The sequence below is a fragment of the Shewanella sp. ECSMB14102 genome (assembly GCF_000813075.1).
Lineage (GTDB): Bacteria > Pseudomonadota > Gammaproteobacteria > Enterobacterales > Shewanellaceae > Shewanella > Shewanella indica.
In genome coordinates this window covers 102,846-123,621 of the sequence record NZ_JWGX01000016.1, presented here as the reverse complement: position 1 = coordinate 123,621, position 20,776 = coordinate 102,846, and the positions used below count along the sequence as shown (strand labels likewise).

Annotated in this window: 21 protein-coding genes and 1 tRNA gene; 10 read left to right on the top strand and 12 right to left on the bottom strand. The window is 50.6% G+C overall.

From position 1 onward, the window contains the following. Nucleotides 1-205: 205 nt before the first annotated feature. The 3 genes from RC73_RS07245 to RC73_RS07235 form a co-directional block, all read right to left on the bottom strand. A tRNA-Pro gene (locus tag RC73_RS07245) sits at nt 206-282 on the bottom strand. Between the two features lie 158 nt (nt 283-440). Beyond that, nucleotides 441-2,222: a DUF3413 domain-containing protein gene (locus RC73_RS07240; protein ID WP_039034007.1), complete on the bottom strand. Its 1,782-nt coding sequence runs from the start codon at nt 2,220-2,222 to the stop codon at nt 441-443. 102 nt (nt 2,223-2,324) lie between these two features. After that, a complete protein-coding gene (locus RC73_RS07235) occupies nt 2,325-2,537 on the bottom strand; it encodes a YejL family protein (RefSeq protein WP_039034006.1) in 213 nt (70 codons plus the stop codon). A 79-nt stretch (nt 2,538-2,616) separates the two neighbouring features. On the opposite strand from RC73_RS07235, the gene yejK reads away from it, so the two are divergent. Continuing rightward, nucleotides 2,617-3,645 carry a nucleoid-associated protein YejK gene (yejK, locus tag RC73_RS07230; protein WP_039034005.1) on the top strand — a complete coding sequence of 343 codons (1,029 nt, stop codon included), beginning with the start codon at nt 2,617-2,619 and terminating at the stop codon, nt 3,643-3,645. A 286-nt stretch (nt 3,646-3,931) separates the two neighbouring features. Then, on the top strand, nt 3,932-6,100 hold the full coding sequence (locus RC73_RS07225) for a diguanylate cyclase (protein ID WP_039034004.1): 2,169 nt from the start codon (nt 3,932-3,934) through the stop codon (nt 6,098-6,100). Here the strand turns inward: RC73_RS07225 and RC73_RS07220 are convergent. Continuing rightward, nucleotides 6,066-7,526, bottom strand: a complete 1,461-nt coding sequence (locus RC73_RS07220) for an alpha/beta hydrolase (RefSeq protein WP_039034003.1) — start codon at nt 7,524-7,526, stop codon at nt 6,066-6,068. The genes RC73_RS07225 and RC73_RS07220 overlap by 35 nt on opposite strands. Nucleotides 7,527-7,616: 90 nt before the next feature. Here RC73_RS07220 and RC73_RS07215 point away from each other — a divergent pair, with 90 nt between their 5' ends. Then, entirely contained in the window at nt 7,617-8,093 is a 477-nt protein-coding gene (locus RC73_RS07215; RefSeq protein WP_052248046.1) for a DUF6942 family protein, read from the top strand. Between the two features lie 43 nt (nt 8,094-8,136). On the opposite strand, the gene nadE is transcribed toward RC73_RS07215, so the two are convergent. Continuing rightward, a complete protein-coding gene (gene nadE / locus RC73_RS07210; protein WP_039034002.1) occupies nt 8,137-8,967 on the bottom strand; it encodes an ammonia-dependent NAD(+) synthetase in 831 nt (276 codons plus the stop codon). A 124-nt stretch (nt 8,968-9,091) separates the two neighbouring features. Between nadE and RC73_RS07205 the strand changes: the two genes are divergently transcribed. The 5 genes from RC73_RS07205 (at nt 9,092) to RC73_RS07185 (ending at nt 13,495) form a co-directional block, all read left to right on the top strand. Beyond that, a complete protein-coding gene (locus RC73_RS07205; protein WP_039034001.1) occupies nt 9,092-9,916 on the top strand; it encodes an AraC family transcriptional regulator in 825 nt (274 codons plus the stop codon). A gap of 89 nt (nt 9,917-10,005) precedes the next feature. After that, the gene (locus RC73_RS07200) at nt 10,006-10,758 is read left to right on the top strand and encodes a LysE family translocator (RefSeq protein WP_039034000.1); all 753 of its coding nucleotides are present in this window, start codon (nt 10,006-10,008) and stop codon (nt 10,756-10,758) included. Nucleotides 10,759-10,909: 151 nt separating this feature from the next. Then, nucleotides 10,910-11,245 (top strand): hypothetical protein, encoded by a 336-nt coding sequence (locus tag RC73_RS07195; protein WP_039033999.1) that lies wholly within the window; start codon nt 10,910-10,912, stop codon nt 11,243-11,245. A 235-nt stretch (nt 11,246-11,480) separates the two neighbouring features. Next, nucleotides 11,481-12,155 (top strand): response regulator, encoded by a 675-nt coding sequence (locus RC73_RS07190; protein WP_025011466.1) that lies wholly within the window; start codon nt 11,481-11,483, stop codon nt 12,153-12,155. Then, nucleotides 12,146-13,495 carry an ATP-binding protein gene (locus RC73_RS07185; protein ID WP_039033998.1) on the top strand — a complete coding sequence of 450 codons (1,350 nt, stop codon included), beginning with the start codon at nt 12,146-12,148 and terminating at the stop codon, nt 13,493-13,495. Before RC73_RS07190 ends, RC73_RS07185 begins: the two co-directional genes overlap by 10 nt. A 3-nt stretch (nt 13,496-13,498) precedes the next feature. On the opposite strand, the gene RC73_RS07180 is transcribed toward RC73_RS07185, so the two are convergent. Next, nucleotides 13,499-14,197, bottom strand: a complete 699-nt coding sequence (locus tag RC73_RS07180; RefSeq protein WP_039034019.1) for a 2OG-Fe(II) oxygenase — start codon at nt 14,195-14,197, stop codon at nt 13,499-13,501. Between the two features lie 115 nt (nt 14,198-14,312). Between RC73_RS07180 and RC73_RS07175 the strand changes: the two genes are divergently transcribed. Continuing rightward, a complete protein-coding gene (locus RC73_RS07175) occupies nt 14,313-15,572 on the top strand; it encodes an HD-GYP domain-containing protein (protein ID WP_039033997.1) in 1,260 nt (419 codons plus the stop codon). Nucleotides 15,573-15,695: 123 nt separating this feature from the next. Further along, nucleotides 15,696-16,007, top strand: a complete 312-nt coding sequence (locus tag RC73_RS07170) for a DUF3135 domain-containing protein (protein ID WP_039033996.1) — start codon at nt 15,696-15,698, stop codon at nt 16,005-16,007. Nucleotides 16,008-16,034: 27 nt separating this feature from the next. Here the strand turns inward: RC73_RS07170 and corA are convergent, their stop codons facing one another. The 6 genes from corA to RC73_RS07140 form a co-directional block, all read right to left on the bottom strand. Next, a complete protein-coding gene (gene corA, locus RC73_RS07165) occupies nt 16,035-16,982 on the bottom strand; it encodes a magnesium/cobalt transporter CorA (RefSeq protein WP_039033995.1) in 948 nt (315 codons plus the stop codon). A gap of 98 nt (nt 16,983-17,080) precedes the next feature. Then, complete coding sequence (locus RC73_RS07160) at nt 17,081-17,446, bottom strand: hypothetical protein (protein ID WP_039033994.1); 366 nt, start codon at nt 17,444-17,446, stop codon at nt 17,081-17,083. Between the two features lie 517 nt (nt 17,447-17,963). Next, nucleotides 17,964-18,845, bottom strand: a complete 882-nt coding sequence (locus RC73_RS07155) for a putative ATP-dependent zinc protease (RefSeq protein ID WP_039033993.1) — start codon at nt 18,843-18,845, stop codon at nt 17,964-17,966. 83 nt (nt 18,846-18,928) lie between these two features. Beyond that, nucleotides 18,929-19,294, bottom strand: coding sequence for an STAS/SEC14 domain-containing protein (locus RC73_RS07150; RefSeq protein WP_039033992.1), 366 nt, complete (start codon nt 19,292-19,294; stop codon nt 18,929-18,931). Between the two features lie 24 nt (nt 19,295-19,318). Further along, complete coding sequence (locus RC73_RS07145; protein WP_039033991.1) at nt 19,319-19,669, bottom strand: DUF3802 family protein; 351 nt, start codon at nt 19,667-19,669, stop codon at nt 19,319-19,321. A 141-nt stretch (nt 19,670-19,810) separates the two neighbouring features. After that, nucleotides 19,811-20,386, bottom strand: a complete 576-nt coding sequence (locus tag RC73_RS07140; RefSeq protein WP_039033990.1) for a YceI family protein — start codon at nt 20,384-20,386, stop codon at nt 19,811-19,813. Between the last annotated feature and the right edge of the window lie 390 nt (nt 20,387-20,776).

The following is a 20,776-nucleotide window of genomic DNA, read 5'->3' as shown; positions in this document are numbered from 1 at the left end:
GATGCTGCGATTAACACTTGGCATTGCCGCAGCATCACGGCGGTCGTGGTCAATACAGAAGGCTGTTACGAAGTAAATTCACAAATCCATAGGCTTTAAATCTAATGCTATAGATGTGCTGTAAAAAGGCAAAAGCCCGCTTTAGCTGTGCTAAATAACGGGCTTTTGGCTTAGCTAAATTACAGTAGTAATCAAGCATTTAATTTGGTCGGTATGAGAGGATTCGAACCTCCGACCCCTGACACCCCATGACAGTGCGCTACCAGGCTGCGCTACATACCGATATTTGTCTTGAGCGGCTGGCGCAGTATGCCGTCTCAACGAGGCAGAACTTTATCAACAGTCGCGAAGCTGTGCAAGCTCCATCTGAGAATTTTTAGTTTAACTGCCTAGTTTGTGGCCTGTTTTTTCTCTATCGTACAGTCTTTAATCCGCAGCGCTTAATGGTTGTACAAACGCCGCCCTTCACGCATCACTTCGATGAGCTCCGGAGCACTCATCTTCTTGTCCAGGCGGTTCTGATAAGCCTTGTCATAGATACGATATTGGCCGTGACGGTCAATCACAGTAATCTCCGATTGCTGATAGATAGCAAACACCCGAGCGTCACCGACATAGACCCATGTGAGGCTGTCGGGCTGCAGCAGGTGGCGGCCGGCACTGTAATCAGTGGCCGGATTGCTACAACCCAGTACTTGGCTCATCAAGGTCGGCACCAAGCCATAGTGGCTGGTGCGGTACTTGGCCTGGGCGTGGCCACCGACGGGCCAATGGATCACCAAAGGCACGCTGACATTGGCCGGTGACAAATCCCGTCTGGCCTCATCGGCGTTACTGGTGAACACCTTGCCATTGACGCCGGTAATGATCACCAGGGTGTTTTCCGGCATAGCAGACAAGAGTTGCTCCAGCTGTTTGTCAATAAAGTTCAGCGATTGCCGATATTGATTGAACAACACCTTCTGCGCCGGTTTGAGAGCGCTGTCGGGTTTAACCGTCTGCACCCCGAGGAAACCTACCGGCGTATCATAATCTTCCGGCGATTTAAGATTAAGCAGCGCAAACCAGGGCGCTTGTTGCTGGGCTCGCCACTGCTGGAAACTATCGATATTCTGGATATCAGCCATGGCACTGCCGCCATCGTCTTCGGCAATATGAGCGTCAAAATCGCGGAATATCGCCTGGGGACGAGCCTCGGCATAATTACTTCTGCTGATAAACAGACCAAGATTGTAGCCCTGCTGCTTGAGGCTCTGACTCAGCAAGGGACTGGTGTAATTGAGTTCCACCGCATCCGTATAGCTGCCCTGCAGACCATAAAGCAGGGAAAACATGCCACTGCGGTAGGTATTGCCACCGCTGAGGTGATTCATAAACGCATGGTTTTGTTTGCCGTAGCGGCTGAAAAACGGCATGGTCTGCTCGTCGGCCATATCAGCCCTAAGGCTGTCGATGGCAATAAACAGTACATTGGGATGTTCTTCGGCGCTGCAGGTCAGTGGCGTTCTTGGGTATTTAAAGCTGGTTTCGGTATCCACCTGCAAGCTGCTGGAGCCGTCGATACCGTGATTTTCCATAAAGGTGCGCGCCGTCGCCGGATAAGATAGCGGGTAGGCATCATCAAAACGGGTAATTTCAGTGACATCAGCAGCATCAGCCCAAATATGAATAAGATGGCTGCTGACAAAACAAACCCCGATAAAGGCCACCACTTTGTTGCCATAATTGCGCTTTTGAATTTTCTCAATCCGCTTCCAGATAAAGTTGGCGGCGGTCAACTCCAGTGCCAAGATCCCAAGGGGAGTGACGATATAAGAAGTGCCATGCAGCAGACTGTTGAGGTCGGCCCAGGCCAAATCGACAGCGAAGGGACTCAAATGCATGCCATAGTCGTCATAGACTATGGTGTCATACAGCATGATACACAGACCGAGGGTGGCCACCACAGCCGCGTATCCCCGAAGGATACGCGAGTCAGGCAACAGCAGAGTAACGGGAAACAGCAACACCAGATAGACAATAAACGCCAGGAAGCTTAAATGGCCTATGGTACTGACGCCAAGGTAGCCCCAACCAATCCAGGTTTCAGGGTAGCCGACACTTTCCAGATATCGACTGCCGACTATCATGGCCAAAAAGCCATTGAAGAAGGCAAACCAGTGCCCCCAATTGATAAGGCGTGAAACCCTGTCCTTGCCCAACTGCTTTGTTCGCTCGACCATATGGATCCGCTTTTGTAAGTTGCCTGTGTATCTTACATTGTTTGCTATTATGTGCTTTTTGACTTACAACGCCACTATTTAGCGCATTTCAGTTGTTACAAGTCAACGCAAGGATTGTGTCAATGCCTTGGCAAATTGCTCCGCCACCTGCTGACGGGCTTCCTTGGGCACCTTGGTCGACAACAGATGCGAAGCCGCATTTCCCAATGCCATCAGGCCAAGATCGGTCGGAGCCTGGTGTTTTTCCAGCACGGCCAATAATTCGGCGATCAGGGATTCAACTTGCACATTGGTATATTTTGATTGGATAGCCATAAATAAAAAATGATTCACTCAGATAAGGATTAGCGGCATATAATAGCGGATTTACAACAGAGTATCACTATCGGGGCTTATGAGTATTCACGTCGAACAAGCGATTATTCACGCAATCACCCAAAATGGCGAAGGCCAGCTCAGCTGCCGTCTGCGCCCTCAACCACTGCTGAACAGCCAGGCCGTTGAGACCATGCTTGATGAGCTGCATCAGAGCTATTCCAGTAAAGCGGGAAAAGGCTTTGGCTATTTTGGCGTCCCCGGGGATGATGGCGAGGCCAACCCCGCCTTCAAGGAAGCACTCAAGTCTTATCGCGATGGGCAGCAAGGCTTTGTAGAGTTCTCAGCCACTGCCGGCAAACTGCTGCAGGAAGAACTCTCCAAGTATGACTTCAGCCAGGGTGGCTTTTTGTTACTGGCCTGCTACACCTTTATGGCCAGCGACTACCTGTTTGTAGCACTGCTGAACGCCAAGTCATCAATGACTGTGCTGGATGATATGGAGTTATCACAAAACGACCATCTGGATCTGAATAATATCCAGTTGGCGGCGCGAATCGATCTCACCGAGTGGCAAGCCGACAGTGAGTCGCGCAAATATATCTCCTTTATCCGCGGCAGAGCCGGACGCAAGGTGGCTGACTTCTTCCTCGACTTTATGGGCTGCGTCGAAGGGGTTAATCCCAAGCAGCAGAGCAAGACCCTGATGCAGGCGGTGGAAGACTTTGTCGGTGGCGGTGAACTAACCAAAGAAGAGCGTCAAACCTGCCGCGACCGGGTGTTTGAATACTGTACTTCCCAGGTCGACAGCGGCAGTGAAGTCATGCTTAAGGACTTGGCCGATGAACTGGCTGAATCCGGCATGGATTCCTTCTATGACTTTGCCGTTGGCGGTGATTACGGTTTGGAAGAAGAGTTTCCGGCTGATAAATCCACCTTGAGGCAGTTGAAGAAATTCTCCGGCACCGGCGGCGGCCTGACCCTGAGCTTTGACAGCTCACATCTGGGTGAGCGGGTCATTTACGATCCTGTATCGGATACCATTTTGATCAAAGGCGTGCCCGCCAATCTGAAAGATCAACTGGACCGACGGCTCAAGGGCGAATAAGGCTGTCAAACACATCAAGGCGCTTTCATTGATATCAAAGGCGCCTTGATGCTTTTTCCGGCCGCTATCTTCAACTATTCATCTTTATCGGCTTGCCCTTTTTAGCCAACCGACCATCCCTTTTTATGCAAAACCACCACCACAACTAAGCTTGGCGAGTACCGATTCGAAACAGGTATTGGGTAGCGCTGAAGACAAATATTCAAAAAATATTGTTAAATAAACCATTTAGCTCTAGCATTTGTCATTAACCATTTGTTAACTCCAGACAGGAGTTGGAACTGATTTGACCCACTTACCCTGGTATCGACAACCGCTGTTGCTCAGTCTGATGGCTGGCCTGATAGGCTTTGCCTGTAACAGCTTCCCCATCCCCTTGTTTGCCAATGTGCAGCTGGTATTGGGTAATACCTTCTATGTACTAATCGCCATTTTACTGGGGCCTTGGTATGCCTTGCTCGCCGCCACCATCAGTGTAACTTCCTTGATGTTGCAATGGGACAGTCCGCACGTTTATCTACTCTTCTGTCTCGAGGCATTGGCCCTGGGATTTGCCAGAAAAAAACGCTGGCCGGTATTTTACGCCGGTGTCTGCTTCTGGCTGTTGCTGGGCATGCCACTTATTTATGGTTATCTACACCTTTTCAGCGATTTACCTTCTGAATACATTCCCTTCGTCGTCATCAAGCAGTCGGTCAATGCCATGGTCTATATCACCCTGGGCTGCTTGATTGTGTTGGTAACCCCTGCGCTCAAACGCCTGACCGGCCGTCAGCTACCAGCCAAGCGCAGCGGCTTTGGCGAGCAGCTCTTTTACAGTTTTTTGCTGCTGCTAAACTTGAGCCTGATACTCTCTACCCTGGTATTTAATTATTACTGGGTCAACAAGCAGCAACAGATCCTGGGTAAACACTTACATGAAACCGCCAAAAATATCGGCCTGGCGGTAGAGCATTATCTCGAGCGGCATCAGTCGGTCATTGCTACCGCCGCCGAACTTATTAAACATAGTTCTCCCAGCCCGGATGAGTTGCAGCGGATGCTGTCACGGCTGCACAAACTCAACCCCGGCTTTTTAACCATGCTGATTGCCAACTCTGAAGGCAGCATAGTGCAAGCAAGCCCTGTCAGTGGGCTAAAGGAGCTTAAGGGGGGCGATAAGAAGATCAATGACAGAGACTATTTTCAGCAGGCATTTTTCAATGAGCGGCTGTTCACTTCCGCCGTATTTCTCGGCCGGGGCTTTGGCTCAGATGCCATAGTCGCCATCAGCAGCCCACTGTACCTGGCCACAGGCCCACAAGTTATCGGTATAGTAGAAGGTTCGCTAAATCTCAATCGTTTCAGCGAATTGGATAATGACTTTCTGGAACAGACCAATCAGTCGATGTTCATTGTCGATGAAAATATGCGTCTTATTTACGCCTCCAAGGCGTTGGCCTTACCCAAACTCGAGCAACTCAACTACCGCCAGAGTGGTAAACATTATCGCTCTTTATTGCCCATGCTTAACCTAAAAGCATTGGATAACGACAGTCCGGAATATGTTTACAGCCAGTATCGCCTGCAAAACAACTGGCAAATTTTTGTGCTCGACCCCTACGCCCCACTGCTGCACGAAGTGGAGCGCCAGTTTATTTTCACCTTCGCATTGTTGTTGCTGTTCCTGTTACTGTCGCTATTGGTCGCCAGAGTGGTTGGGCAACGGCTGACCAAACCGCTGGAGTTGATTTCAGAGCAACTCAACAAGGGCAAGCGCCTTACTGAAGATAAGTTACTCAATGACCAAAACGTGCCTGTGGAAGTAACTCACCTCTACACTGAACTCAAGGAGAACCAACGCCAACTGATGGCCCACCAGCTGGATCTGGAAGAAAAAGTCATTATTCGAACTCTGGAGCTGGAGCAAGCCAACCGCAAACTCAAACAGTTAGCTCAAACCGATCCGCTCACAGGGCTTGCCAACAGGCGCCACGCCGAAGCGAGTTTCGCCACTTTACAGGGTCTATGCCAACGCAATAACGAAGCCATGGCCGTGGTGTTGATGGATCTGGACTTCTTCAAGCGGATCAATGATGAATTTGGTCATTTGGGCGGTGATGAAACCTTGAAACGAGTCGCCGATTTGCTTAAGACAAAGTTCAAGCGCGACTCGGATCTTATCAGCCGCTACGGCGGTGAAGAACTATTGCTACTGCTACCCATGTGCAACCCTTTCAAGATAGAGCCGTATCTGAATGAAATACGTCAGGCCATTACCGATCTTGAAATCATCAACCCCGAAGATCAACGCCGGATCAGCGTCACTGCGAGTATCGGTGCCCTGATTGCCAATGCCTCCTACAGTCCGTCTCTGGAGGTTTGGTTAAAAAAAGCCGATGCTAACCTATACCAAGCCAAAAGCGAGGGCCGTAACCGGGTCATCTGTACTTTGTCGGCTCAGGATCTTGATTGAAAAAGGTTTCAATCCGCTGCATCTGATAATCAAAGAAAGGGTTCCAGCGCTGGCGCAGCATATCGGCGGCGGGAATGCTGATGACACCGCGCTCGCCACGGGATGCGGCGGCGCCAATTTGAATGCGGTCCATGCTTGTGGCCATTTGATTACCATATAGACTGTCATTGGCAGAAAACGGCAAGGCTACATGAGACAAAGAATAAACTGACACGGGCCATTTAAAGTTGAGTTTTTCCACTCCGGAATGAGTACCAAACTCCCGAGCCTGCACCAGATGACTGAAGCCCACCTGATTCTCAATCAATGTTCCCCGGAAAGTCAGATTGGTTCGCGCCAGTATGCCGCTGATCTCCGCCAGAGGATCCACAGGTGTCATACTGAGGTTCACCTGATTACGGTTGATATCATAGATCACCAGTTCATTGGCTCCCTTGGGCAGTTGCAGGAACAGGTTCTCCAGCACAGCTCTCGTCGATACCGAATCATCCACCAGCGACTGGAACGCCAAAATCGGCGGCAACTGGCGTTTTTTCTCTTCAGGTAAAGCCAGTAAACGCTGGCTATTGTGCTGCGCCAGACGATAAACCACATCACCGGCATTTACGGCGAAAGAGCTGTATTTAAAGGGATCATATTCGGGTGAAATAGTATTCCAGCTGAGTTTCTCCAGCCCCAAAATATAACCCAGCTGCGACTGCCACTGCGCGCCGACCGCCATAGGAGCCAAACCTATGGCCGGCGACAGCATGACCACCTTTTCATAGTCAGTAGGCCTGCCTTTATGAAGGTTTTCCAACTCATGGTTGAGCGCCAGACTGGCGCCGGTGGAATAACCTATCACATAGAGAGGTTTGCCATTGAGCACCTGGCTCATATGGCGACTGGCCAACTTAACGGCCGCGGCCAGATCCTGCCATTCCAAGCGCACCAGGCCGGATGGCAGAGTGCCGTGTCCCGGTAGCCTCAGCGCCAACACATGAGCGCGCCCCTTGAACTGCTGGGCAAACTGATGCATGGCGTAGGGTGAATCTGACATACCATGAAACAGCAAGAGCCCGAACTGCGCATCGGCATTGGCCCATTCGAAACTTTGATTCCAGGGAAAAACCCAGCGCTTGGGATCTGCTATGCTGCCGCTGTGATAGCGATTTATCGGTGAGTTTATGCCACCGGAAAGTTTACCAAGCTCCTGATCAAGCTCGGCAAACAGTTGCTGCTCCAACTTGAGATAATCGTTAAAGTCTTCGACGCCCTTGTGACGATCAAACTCATGACTCAGAAAGTGAGTATGCCAGGGACTCAAATCAACACGATCATTGAGTAACCAGATCCCGGTCACAGTCAGCGCCAGCCCTATACCGAAACAAGCATAAAAAAGCGCAATAGTAAGCTGTTTCCCCGAGCTGATAAGCAGAGTTTTCATTGACCTTTACCTCGAACTGCCCCAAAGTGGCGGCGCTGAAACGGCATTTCACTAAGATCTATTGGCATAAAAGTCTAACAGAGAGCAAACGTGCACGCACACTCAACGCCTTCATTTCCTTCGCGTATTGGTAACGACCTGGCCAAAGCGCGGGTTTACTTACCCAACTCGCCAACACTGCCGCTTGACTGGCACTGGCAGCAGAACGATGCCGCCGCGGCCTTGATAGCCGCCAACTCCAACCACTGGCGCAAAATCCTGGTGATCTGCGCCAAGATATTTGCCCCGGATGACGACTGGCGTAGTTTTCTGCAGCAGAGGCTCTTTTGCCAGGTCGCACTGGAGATAGGCGCGACAGAGTTGGTAACCGATAGCGGCATAGCACTTATCGCCGGCAATCAAGCCGCCCGCCAACTCAATATCGCCGGCGATGCCGGGCAGAGGCTTAACGGTGCGCCCGGAATACAAAGGCTGGATCAGTGGCGCTGGAAAGTCCCCTACCTGGATTACCGCCAGTTTCCCAACGCCAGTATTCTGCTGCTGCGTCAGGCGCTACGCCAGCCATAAAAAACGCCGCGATCAACGCGGCGTTTTACGATTCAATGAACAGTTAATCGTAAATGGTCGGGATAGGCCTGCGCTTATGCTGCGTCGCCTTGTAGATGGCTATAATCCTGCTTTCCACCTCGGCGGAAACCGGCTTCCCCTCAAGGAAGTCGTCTATCTGATCGTAACTCAACCCCAGGGCAGCCTCGTCTTCAAGACCCGGGTTGTCACACTCAAGATCCGCCGTTGGCGCTTTGTATACCAAGGTTTCCGAGGCGCCGAGGAAGGCGGCCAATTGCCGTACCTGACGCTTATTCAGGCCAAAAAGCGGCGCCAAATCGCAGGCTCCATCGCCCCACTTGGTATAGAAACCGGTAACATTTTCGGCGCTGTGATCTGTTCCAACCACCAGGCCACCCAGCAGCCCCGCCACTTCGTATTGGGCCGCCATCCGCATTCTGGCCTTGACATTACCCTTCACAAAATCAACCTTTTTGGCATCCGGTAGCGCCAGCTCGGCGCGGTCAAAGCCACTGAGTACATGCTGATGAATGCCGCTCACCCCCTCATGAATATTCACAGTCACCAGTTTGCTGGGGCGGATAAATGCCAGCGCCTGCTGCGCCTCATGTTCATCACGCTGCTCAAGATAAGGTAAACGCATGGCCACAAAACGGTATTCAGCCTCGGCTTTGCCTTGATTGAGCGAATCTACCGCCAACTGACATAAGCGCCCGGCCAGGGAAGAATCGACCCCGCCACTGATCCCCAGTACCAGCGTCTGGCTGCGAGCCTCCTGCAGTTTGGCCTTAAGAAATGCTACCCGTCTTTCCACCTCATATTCAGGTTCAATAGCACTCAGTACTTTCATTTCTCTTAAGATCTGTCCTTTCACTGTGGGCTCCAATCTGTTATCGGTGTTTATAGGTCTGACTTTGATACCGGCCGTGCAATAATTTACTAGGCGGCCTGGATAACCGACCGCTAAGATAACATAAATTCTTACCCAGGATAGCAAGATGCACGAGGAGAAAATCCATTACTGGCGCGCCCCATCCCATCCCGAACTGGAGATCAGTCGGGCCAGTTTTCAACATTTTCACTTCGAGCCCCATGTTCATCTGGACTTTCATATCGGCGTGGTCAGTCACGGCGGCCAGAACTTTCATTATCGTGGCCAAACCTGGCACCTGAGACCCCATTGGCTGTCGACCCTGGATCCCGACAGCAGCCATGATGGCCAGAGCAGCGAACAGCAGGGCTATTGTGCTCTGGTAATGTCCCTGCCCCATGACTGGCTGCAGCAACTGGCGCGGGATCTCGGCCTGGGATATTTCAGTTTTGCCGCGCCTTTGTTGTATCATCCGGCGCTGTATCGGGAATTTTGCCAGCTGCACCATTTGCTGACCCAACCCATAGCCGCCAATGATCTCCTGGTTTCCGAAACCGCGGTTATCGTCTTTTTGGAAAAGCTGCTGCGCCAGCACGGTCGCCAGCTCAATACCGAGAGACAGCCTCACGCCTTGAGTCAGAGTCAACTCGATAGGTTAAGAGAAGCCTTTCATGCCGATCCCGCTGCGCCATTTCGGTTGCCGCAGCTTGCCAAGGAGCTGGATCTCAGCCAATACCAACTGCTTAGGCAGTTTCGACAGAGAACCGGCATGACGCCACATGCCTACCTAAAGCGGATCCGCCTGGAATATGCCAAGAAAGCTCTGCTCAGGGGAGATAGTGTGATTTCGGTGGCGCAGCAAGTCGGCTTCTTCGATCAGAGCCATCTGAACAAGGCCTTCAAACGTGCCTTCCTGCTTTCTCCGCAGGCATTTCAGCGGCGCATGCTGTGAACGCCATACGCCTCTCTGATGGCTGAGCATTTTCCCCCTATACCCAAATACTTTCAGCCTCGGCTGGCACTATCAGGATAACCTTGACTATGACAGATCTGCATCTTTTGCTGACCCTGGGCACCATTCACCTACTGGCATTGGCGAGCCCGGGACCCGACTTTGCATTGATCCTGAAAATCGCCAGCCGCGAGCAGCGCAACACCGCACTGGCGGCCGCTGTCGGCATCTCTCTGGCGATATTGGTGCACACTGTCCTGAGCCTCACGGGGGTCAGCCTGGCCATTCAAAGCTCGCATACCCTGTTTGTGCTGGTGCAACTCTTTGGCGCCCTTTATCTGGGTTGGATGGGACTGGGAGCTTTTGGTGCTCAGGCCTGGCTTAAACGCGCCTTGGCGGCAAGGTCACTCGCTGAAGCGCAAACCAATGAATTACCAACCGGCCGGGAAGCAATCAATGATGCACAAGTCATGCAGTCCGAGGAGTTAAACAACAGGGTAGACAATAACCTTGGCAAAAGCACCCGCGATAACACTATGTCGGCTACTGCCGGGCTGCTGCTTGGGTTATCGACCAACCTGTTCAACCCCAAGGCGTTGGTGTTCTTTCTAACGCTGTTTTCCACCCTTATCACCCCAGAAGTCAGCAATCAGACCAAGCTGTTGGCCGCTATATTACTGCCGCTGCTCTCGGTTATCTGGTTTGCCATGTTGGCCATGCTGCTGTCTCACGCCCGGGTGCAGCAACGCCTGCTACGCTTTGGTCACTATATAGATTACCTTTGCGGCGCTATCTTCCTGGCTGTCTCGGTTGCCATACTGCTGCGGCTATTAACGGCTTAACCCCATAAAATTAAACAATAAGCTGCATATGAAACCCTAAGCCAGACGGGCTATAACCTTTAACTACAGGGATAAACTGTGAAGCAGCAAATAGAATACACCTTAAATTCAGACTAGAATGACCTCAATTCAATTGATTCAAGGTATCTCTATGTGGTGGCGTGTTGTTTTACTCTGTCTTGCTTATTGGCTACTGGGCGCTCATTTCCTCAGATACTCGCACACAATCGCCGCCGCAATCTGCCTGCTGGCACCGGCATTGCTGTTTGTGAAAAGCGCTGTTGGTGTTCGCATTCTGCAAATCGGTCTCTTGATCGGCGCCGTGCTGGTATGGGCCAAGAGTGGCTTTGAATATGTCGCCATGCGCCAGGCCATGGATGCCCCTTGGCTCAGGCTGGCATTTATTATGGGCGGGGTCACCCTGTTTACTCTGCTGAGCGCCTGGAGCGGTAATAAACTGGCCAGAAATCGTAACCGGGGCTCCTAGTCGTCACACCCGCCAACATTTCCATCTTGGGCCAATGACTCGACAATCCACATCAGAGGTCAGCGTAGGTTAAGTAATAGGGCTATACACTCGAGCCAGTGTATAGCCCTATTTTTTAGCGAGTTAGGTCTTAGGTTTAGCTCTTGTATGACTGATACCTTTGCTTTAGCCTCGGCTTGAGCTGCTCCTGGGAACTGCGTACACTGTTCTGATTTCAGTTAAAGGCGTAAAGAATATGAGAATTTTGGTTGTTGAAGACGATCCCTTACTCTCCCACCACCTCAAGGTACAACTGGGAGAATTGGGAAATCAGGTTCAGGTGGCGGGAACCGCCAAAGAGGGATTTTTCCAGGCAACCAACTACCCCATTGACGTCGCCATTGTGGACTTGGGCTTGCCGGATCAAGACGGCATTGCACTTATCCAACGCCTGCGGGATGAAGATGTCAAAGCCCCTATTCTGATCCTGACCGCCCGGGTCAACTGGCAAGACAAAGTTGAAGGACTCAACGCCGGTGCCGACGACTACTTGGTCAAACCCTTTCAAAAAGAGGAACTGGTGGCCCGCCTCGATGCCTTGGTCCGCCGCAGTGCCGGCTTCGTCAAGCCGGTGATCAACAGCGGCGACCTGTCGTTGGATCTCGCCGCCAAGCAGGTCACCATGAATGGTGAGCCGATGGAGATCACCGCCTTCGAATATCAAATTCTCGAATATCTGATGCGCCACAACCATGAAGTGGTCGCCAAGCAACGTTTACTGGACGTTATTTATGGCGACAAAGAAGGCGATCCCAACACCATTGAGGTGATGGTGAGCCGACTGCGCAAGAAGTTGACCCGTGACGGCATCGAAAATCCAATAGTGACTATCAGAGGCCAGGGGTACAAATTCAACCTGCCATGCAATTGAGAATAAAACCCAAGAAACGCCTGCTGACGCGGATGTTTCTCACTTCGTTGTCTATCATAGCCGTGGTCGGTTTTGGCTTGGCCTGGATGGTCAACATATTGCATGCGCAAAACAGCTACAACGAAGAGACGGCGCAGCTAATCGCCGAAATCCCTCAGGTGGCTGCCGAGCTCAGGGAGCATGACCTGATCCCGGATACCAGCTCCTGGCTTGAGGAGAACAACAAACAGGAGCGCTATGTTATCGCCTCCTGTGACGAGAAGTTCAAACAGGTATGGACCTCTTCTCTGGCAGTGGACAGAGGTCTGTTTGATACCTGTGAACGTTTCAATGAAATCCGCAACGAAGCGCCCCCCTACTACCTGAACATGGCCGACAATCGTGCCTATTTTGCCTATCTGCTGTCGGTCGATATCGCCGGTATTCACTACAACCTGTTGGTGCTCAAGGATGCGGCCAAGCTGGAACAGGAATACAGCCAATTTGCCAAACGCACCTATATTCGTCTGGCGCTGGTGTTGGCACTGGCACTGGTACTGCTGATCAGCGCCGCTTATTGGGGCATGCGGCCACTGGTACAGATGCGAAATGAGTTGAGATCCATCATCAACGGCAAGTCCAAGTCACTCTCCGGCGGTTATCCGGTGGAGCTGGAAGGCGTCACCCAGGCGCTCAACCAACTGCTGCAGCAATCCAGTGCTCAGCAACAGCGCTATCAAAATGCCATGAATGACTTGGCCCACAGTCTCAAAACCCGTCTCGCCGCTGTACATGCCATCACGGATGATGCCAGCCTGGATAAACAGGCCAGCAGCGAAAAAATCATGGAACAGGTGAGCCAGATGGATCAGCTGGTGAAATATCAACTCAAGCGAGCCATGCTGGGACGCAAGGGCCTCAAGCAGGAACAGACTCCGATTGCCCCTCTGGTGGATCAATTGGCACAGATGTTGTTCAAGGTATACCGAGACAAACAGGTGAAGTTCAGCGCCAAAATAGAGGACGAACTGCAGTTTCCCGGTAATCAAGGCGACTTGATGGAGCTGTTCGGCAACCTGATGGAAAATGCGTTCCGCCTATGTATTTCAACCGTTCGGGTCAGTGCCGGTTATCAAGGCAACATACTACAGATACAGGTGGAAGATGACGGCCCTGGTGTTGATGAGAGCCTTAAACAGAAGATCATCCAGCGCGGTGTGCGCGCCGATACCCAGTCACCGGGACAGGGAATTGGCCTTGCAGTGTGTAATGAAATCGTCAGCAGTTACGGCGGCACCCTCAGCATTGAGGATTCAGCACTGGAAGGCGCCTGCTTCCGTATTCAGATTCCCATGCAATAAGCCTCAGCGCCGGGTTGGTCCATAAAGCTGCTCGGCGCGATTAAACATGATCCAGGAAGTGGCAATATACTTGTCACCACTCTTTGGACGGTTGCCCCTGTGACTATGGGTAAATCCCGCCGGCGCTATCACCATAGTGCCCTTCTTCGGCGCAATTTTGCGCTGCTGATAGAAGAATTCCGTCTCCCCGCCTTCGGCCACATCATTGAGATAGAACATATAAAGCACCACTCTGTGCAAGGCGTCGTTGTGACCGGCCTGGGGAAACTGCTCAGAATGCCAATGGGGATAACCGCCGACATCGCGCTGATACCTTTGCAAATTGATGGTACCACTACGATAAAGGTATTGTACCAGCGCCTCAGCTCTGGGGGCTCCCAGGCGAGCATAGTTATCCGGTGTCAGGGTTACTGCATTGCCGGACTCATCAGCCACCTGCACGGCCACGGCTCCCATCAGCGCCATGGCATACTTATCAAAGTATCGTCCGGCATGCTTTAGGGTGTGGCCCAGCAGCTCATTACGCAGTGGCTGCAACTCTGGGTACTGATCCAATGTCAGATCGCGGCTGATTTTCTTTTCCTTGTCGACACCATGGCCTGTGCGGCCCTCGGTAACACCGGGATGAGCTTCAAAGGCGGCAATCAGACGATCGCATAACTCATCAGGGATAGCGTTGGGATATACTTCGATAAAGTCCATAAAAATCTCGATTTGCTTATATTTTTTATCCAAACATGCTTACATGTGAGCTAACTAATTGTAAAGCGTACTCTTTGCGATAAAATGATTCGATTGCTTAAAAAAGATGATTTGAATGAACAAGAGCTGTAGAGTCAGTGTCCAACAACTGCAGGTGGGTAACTTCGTCCGTCTTCCTCTGGCATGGAAAGATCATCCTTTTCTTTTCAGTAGCTTCCGTATCAAACAGCAGGCGCAAATCGAGCTAATCCGTAAGCTGGGCATAGACAGTGTGTTTGTGGTACCGGACCGCAGTGATACTCCGCCGCTGCCTGCCAATCAACAAGCTGCCCCAGTGGAAAATCCACAGGAAGTCACCTCTCTGCAACAACAGATGGAAAGCGACAAGCAACAAAGGATCGAAATTCTCAAGAAAATGCGTCGCGAACTGCATAAGACAGAGGAGCATTTCGACCGTTCACTGGCAAGGATGCGCAATCTGGTCAACAAACTGCGCAGCCGCCCTCTGAATGCTGTTACCGAAGCGCAGGACTTGGTGCGGGACATTGCCGAGCAACTTTTATCCTCCGACAACCTGATCCTGCATCTAATGGCCGATTCGGATAAAAACGAAGGCATCTATTTTCACTCACTCAACGTTGCCATTCTCACCATGTTGGTGGCCAAAGAGTTGCAATGGCCCAGAGAAGATATTGAGGCCGTGGGCCTGGGTTCGCTATTCCACGACATAGGTAAACTCAAACTGCCAAGCCAGATACTGCGCAAACAGGCTCCCTTGACTAAACCCGAGCAAAACCTGCTGAACCAGCACCCGCTGATGGGTGCAAAGTTCACCAAGCTGGCAGCCGAATTTCCAGAAAATGCCAGGGACGTTATCACCAATCACCATGAACTGCTCGATGGCAGTGGTTTCCCAAGAGGCTTGAAAGCCGATGAACTGAGTCAAGCTTCCCAGTTGGTGGCCGTGGTGAACCAATATGACTCTCTTTGCCATCCTGGAGTGCAATCCAAGGCCAAGACGCCTTATGCTGCTCTGGGCTATCTGTATAAATACTCCAAGGGAAAACTGAATCAGGAATATGTCGGCAAAATGATTAAGATGCTCGGGGTCTATCCTCCCGGCAGCGTGGTCGAACTTTCTTCCGGCCAATATGGGCTGGTAATGTCGGTCAACCTGGATAAGCTGCTGCTGCCGCGAATTCTGGTATATGACGCTCTGGTGCCCAAAGATCAGGCGCCGATTATCGACTTGGAAGCCGAAGGCCTTGCTATCGTGCGCTGCCTGCCACCGGCGGCCCTGCCGGAGAAAATCTTCAAGTATCTCAATCCCAGAGAGCGGGTCAGCTATTACTTCGGCAGCGAAAGCAAAGGCTGAGCCCTCGGCTTATATAACCAAAGTCATTATCGCCATCATAGTTAGACTGAACTAATCTTGTTGTTGCAACCTGGATTTGGGTAGCCTGAAACCAGGCTCACCCCTCACAGGCGGAGGCCGGCAATGACAGAACTACCGGATTTTGACACCTTGATGTGGCTGGCTCAAAACCAGCCGGAAGAATTGGACAAGCTACAGGAGCGTTTGAGTAATGAGTTGATTAATGGTTCCGACTCCAACCAGGACCAGCTCAGAACCATTAAACACCACCTGCAGCAGAGACTGGCACGCTGCAATAACCCGTATCACAGATGCCTGGTCAGCATCCGTATTATGCGCCACAAGTTCGCCGCGTTGGCGAGCGTGTTGGAAGCTCCGGACCAATACAGAGATCACAAGGCTCAGGTTATACCATTAAGGCGCAAGCCCCTGTAACCAAGGTACTAAAGTCCTTAACCAGATTTACAACCAACCTTTGCGGCGGAAAAACAGGTAAGTGCCTGCCGCACTGGCCAACATCATCACCACCGCCATAGGGTAACCAAAGTACCACTCAAGCTCAGGCATCTCTTTGAAGTTCATCCCGTAACTACTGGCAATCAGGGTTGGCGGCAGAAAGACCACGGCCGCAACCGAGAAGATTTTAATGATCTTGTTTTGCTGCAAGCCACTGAAACCCATGGCAGCATCCAATAAGAAGTTGAGTTTGTCGAAGATAAACTGACTATGGGGCATCAGGGATTCGATGTCCGACAACATCTCGCGAATTTCCTTGAGTTCGTCTTCAGCCAGTTCCTTACGGTAATACTTCTGTATGTAACGCAGCGATCTCTGGGTATCGAGCAGACTCAAACGTATCTTGCCGTTGGAGTCTTCCTGCAAGGTGATCAGTTTAAACACATCATCGAGTTCATTACTCTCGAACACCTGCTCGCCGACGTTTTCCAGCACAGTGTAAACATCTTCAATCAAGTCAGAGAGGTACTCTACCTTGAGGTTAAAGAGCTCGATAAACAGTGCCTGAGGCGTGGCCACCATGATACGCCCAAGGCGCAAATAGTTGCGCAATAGGCGAATAAGACCAACATCCTCTTCGCGTATGGTGACCAAAAACCGGCTACGCAGGTTGAATGAAACGTTAACCCCGCGTACATCCTGACCAACCCGCTGCGGAAACAGAGAGTTGATATGCAGGCCGTCCTTGTTTTGATAGAAACGTGCCGAGGCCTCAATCTCATTGATATCTTCCTCGTCGGGCACCTCTTCCACCGAATAACGGCTCAACCAATCCCGCTCATCGTCATCCGGCTTGTAAAGATCCAGCCACAGAGTCTGTTCCGGAAGACCGTCTTCTATGGTCAGCTCAATAATTTTAAGCTGCTGATCCTGATAGGTGTATGCAGTAATCATGGGTCCTCCTGAAGATAACAATGCCGTAGAAAGAAATGCCCGGCAAAAAATGTGCCTAGTTTACCTGATAAGCCATCAATGAAAAGCGTTCAGTGGCGTCAGGGGACACTTTTCTCGGCTATCATCAAACGCTCCTCGGTGGAGAGACGGATCCTGAGTCCGTCCACGGTAACCAGTTCATTGGCCGAGATATCTTTCTTACGCACCTGATAGACTTCCCGTCGTTCTTCCTTGGGTGAAACCAAGGTCACGGAGACCACCTGATAACCATCAAACCATTGCCAGGCAAAAAAGCCACAGGCCAGTATCAAGGTAATACCCACGGCTCCAGGAACCAAAAAGCGTTTGAACAAAGGCAAAGGTTCAGCGACCTCTTTCTTTCTTACCTCAGGGCTTGACCTTCGTTTGAGCATGGCCCATGCCAGCGCCAACACCAGGGCTGTCAGCAGGATTTTGGTCAACAAGCTCAACTCCTCATTCTTAGCCAAAAATCTATCAAAGCATCAAATTATTAATTATAAAGGAAAAGCGCATCCTTGACAGTTAGCTGCATCATAAAGCTGCCTGCCAAATCTTAAAGTATTTGAATTAACACTATGATGACCGAACTTACATATCGTCTCGACACCATTCACCGCCAGCTTCAGCAGCCATAAAGCACTAAAGCCTGGCGCCAGCGCATGCAAAGCAACACTGGATTATATTGCAAACGGCAGTGAGCAACTCGCAGAAAGGCTTACTTTGATGGGTTTGAGCTCAATCTATGTTCAAAAACGGGGCTAAGATGTACTAGCTAAGACGGCAACAAGACTCTCCCACCGACCGCCCTTTCAGTAGCAGTAGCCCCATTTATGGCTTGAATCGATAACCAACGGCTTTTAGGCAAGCACCACTGATACAAAAGCCGTTACGATCTCTCGGTATCTGTCTTATGCATCGACATTAAATAACATCAATAATATTGAAGATTGGCAACGCATATCAGTCATTTTCTTTAAGGCTGACATCTACCAGGTAGTGGCCCTGCAACCAGTTTCGCCCAATCAACAGTTTGTGGGTCATCTTGCTTCTGTCTTTAAGGTTAACCTTGACCGGATATTCCCTTCCCGGCTCACCAATATTGAGTTCCACCATATAACGGATTTCACTGCCCTGAGCATTACGAATCAACGAGGTATTGGTAATCATGGCATGCAGACGCTGCTTTTCACCCTTTTCATTTTCTGTCGTAAAACTCAGCTGCTTGCCGATATTCTTTTCCATATCCTCGTCACCATTCTCCACTTTCAGATCTGTGGCATGCAACGAGTTTTCTACCGCGCCGGTATCAATACGGGTTTGAAAAATCAGCCCGGATTCCCGCACACTGATAGGAGCAACTGGTCCTATAATGCGTTTCTCGGCCACATCCACCAGAAAGTCATCAGCCAGCCAATTGCGGCCGATAAGCAGTTTATAATCCATGTGACTGCGGTCTCTGAGATTAACCTTGACCTTACGCTTGTGTTGGCCGAACGCGATATTCAGCTCCACCATGTAACGCGTCTCCCGCCCTTGAGAGTTGCTGACGGTAGATGTCTTGACAATTTTTGCCTTGAGCTGCTTTTTCTCGCCACTTTCATTCTCAGTGGTGAAGCTGAGCATTTTACCCACGTTATCCTGCATCTTTTTGGCGCTGCCGCCTATCACCTTGAGACCGACCGCATGCATAGAAGTATTGGCCGCCCCGGTATCAATTCGGGCCTCAAAACTGAGTCCGGCTTCGGCGACAGTCATAATTTCAGTCTGACCTATAACTGTTTTTTCCTGGGCAAACACGGATGTCGAAAGCAACATAAAACAAAGACCAAGTTTTTTAAGCATGGGACTATTCCATTCATTTCAACTAACGAGATGAAAATCCGGCAGAAATACCGGAACTTAAAGATAAGACAGATGTTAACGCTTCAGGTTCCCGAGAGCCAGGCTCGAGCCTTAGTCAATTCCGTCCTGGGAAACACGAATACCGGGCAAGGGATCATCAGCGCCAAGGTTTGCGCCATCCCTTCAATCACAGAGCTGTCAGTAATAACAGCTATACGGGAAAAGTCTTGCAAATGAAACAGCCCAAGACAGGCATCATCCCATACGGCCTGCAAAGAGATACCCTCGAAGTCGGCGCCGTATTCATACCAGAGTTTAATGAGCACATGTTCCCTAAGTTTGGACTCAACCGCCGGTAGCAAGACAGCATCATAATCTTCACTACTGACAATACCGCTGGCACGAACCGCCACAGTATTGTCATCAAACCCGGAAAGCAGTGTCAGCATCCTGAGCCTCCAGTTTATGCATTATTAAACCTGGAGTTTGGCAATTTCCTGATCGAACAGATTCTTGATCAAACCGGCAAACTCACTGATAAATAAGGTTTGTTTTGCCGTGGCCTTATGGTTGGCCACCTTGGCCAAGATCTCTTCCAGATCATACACTATGGCATCGATTTCACGGATGACTGTGTTGCGTTGGACGAAAGATAGTTGTGGGTTTTGGCCACAGACCATAATAATCTGTGCCGACAGCTGCTCTTCGAACTCCTCCATAACGCTGCTGTCGCTCAAAGATCCCCCCTCAGGGGTCTCAAACAATCCAAGGTGTTCAGTCAGGAATTGAATGAGGTGCATATAGCCGTCTTTGTCTGTAACCATCTTTCTTCCCGCGTGCAACGTCTCAGGCCAACCCATAAGGGGCACACTCTCCGGTCTAATTGCCTATTAAGCCGCGACCGGAAAGTCACATTATGAAACAAATTCCACCTTGAGTCTTGCCTCAAATCAAGCTGTCGTTCGTTACTTGTTTAATCTTAGAACAAATGAAACAGGAACAGCCTTGCTGATGCTGGATAGACCGGCAATTTCACGTAATTTTTCAACCCCATCGGTCAGACCAAACTCTTCGGCATTCACTATGACGGCTTTCTGTGAAGTGACCAAAAGGCTCGACGGCCCAAGCCTGGCCACAACCAGTTCAAAACGTTTGTTCTGGGTCTTACCATGCAGTGACAATACGCCATCTATCTCAGTACTCAACAACTCACCTGGCTTGAGCTTATCCACCAACTCAGCGGGTACTTGAGCCGTCAGCGTAAGGGTCGGGAAATTGGCCACTTCAAACAACATGGTTTGCATCCGTTTATCCCGTATCTCTATGCCGGTATTGACCCCGCTTAGCGGAATTTCCAGCTTGAATTCGCCATTATCAGCAAGCGTGCCACTCAACTGGTTAAACTCATGTACCTCGGCAATGTCACCTTTTTTAACCGATATAAAACTGACCTTGGAATCGGCATTATCCAACTGCCAGTCAGCCGCCAGCGCCAGATTACTGAAGGCGCCGAGCGCCAATAAAGGGATCCATTTCTGCATATTCTTTTCCTTGTAGGGCATAAAGTGAACTGAGCCTGGATTTAAGATGTTTAAAAACAGACACTTCGCCAGAGAAAGGGCAATTAAGCCCATCTGTGATCTGCATCGGCTTACTGGCCTGAATGCAAGGCGTGGCTTGCAGCAGATAGCCTTACTCCTTTGCAAGAACAACACAGCAGATAGGCCGATAAGCCACGCCCTTCGGGGCTCTTACGGCAATAGTGCCACGAGAACTTACTCGCACCTTCCCTAGATTACTCATTACTAAAGCATATTGTTCAATTCAATAAAACAGGTTCGCTATTTTTTAACCGAAATGACTGTCGTTTCATCCTGAAGTAGCCTGTACGCGGCTTTCACCCAGACGCACTTCTGCAAGCCATTCCAGCC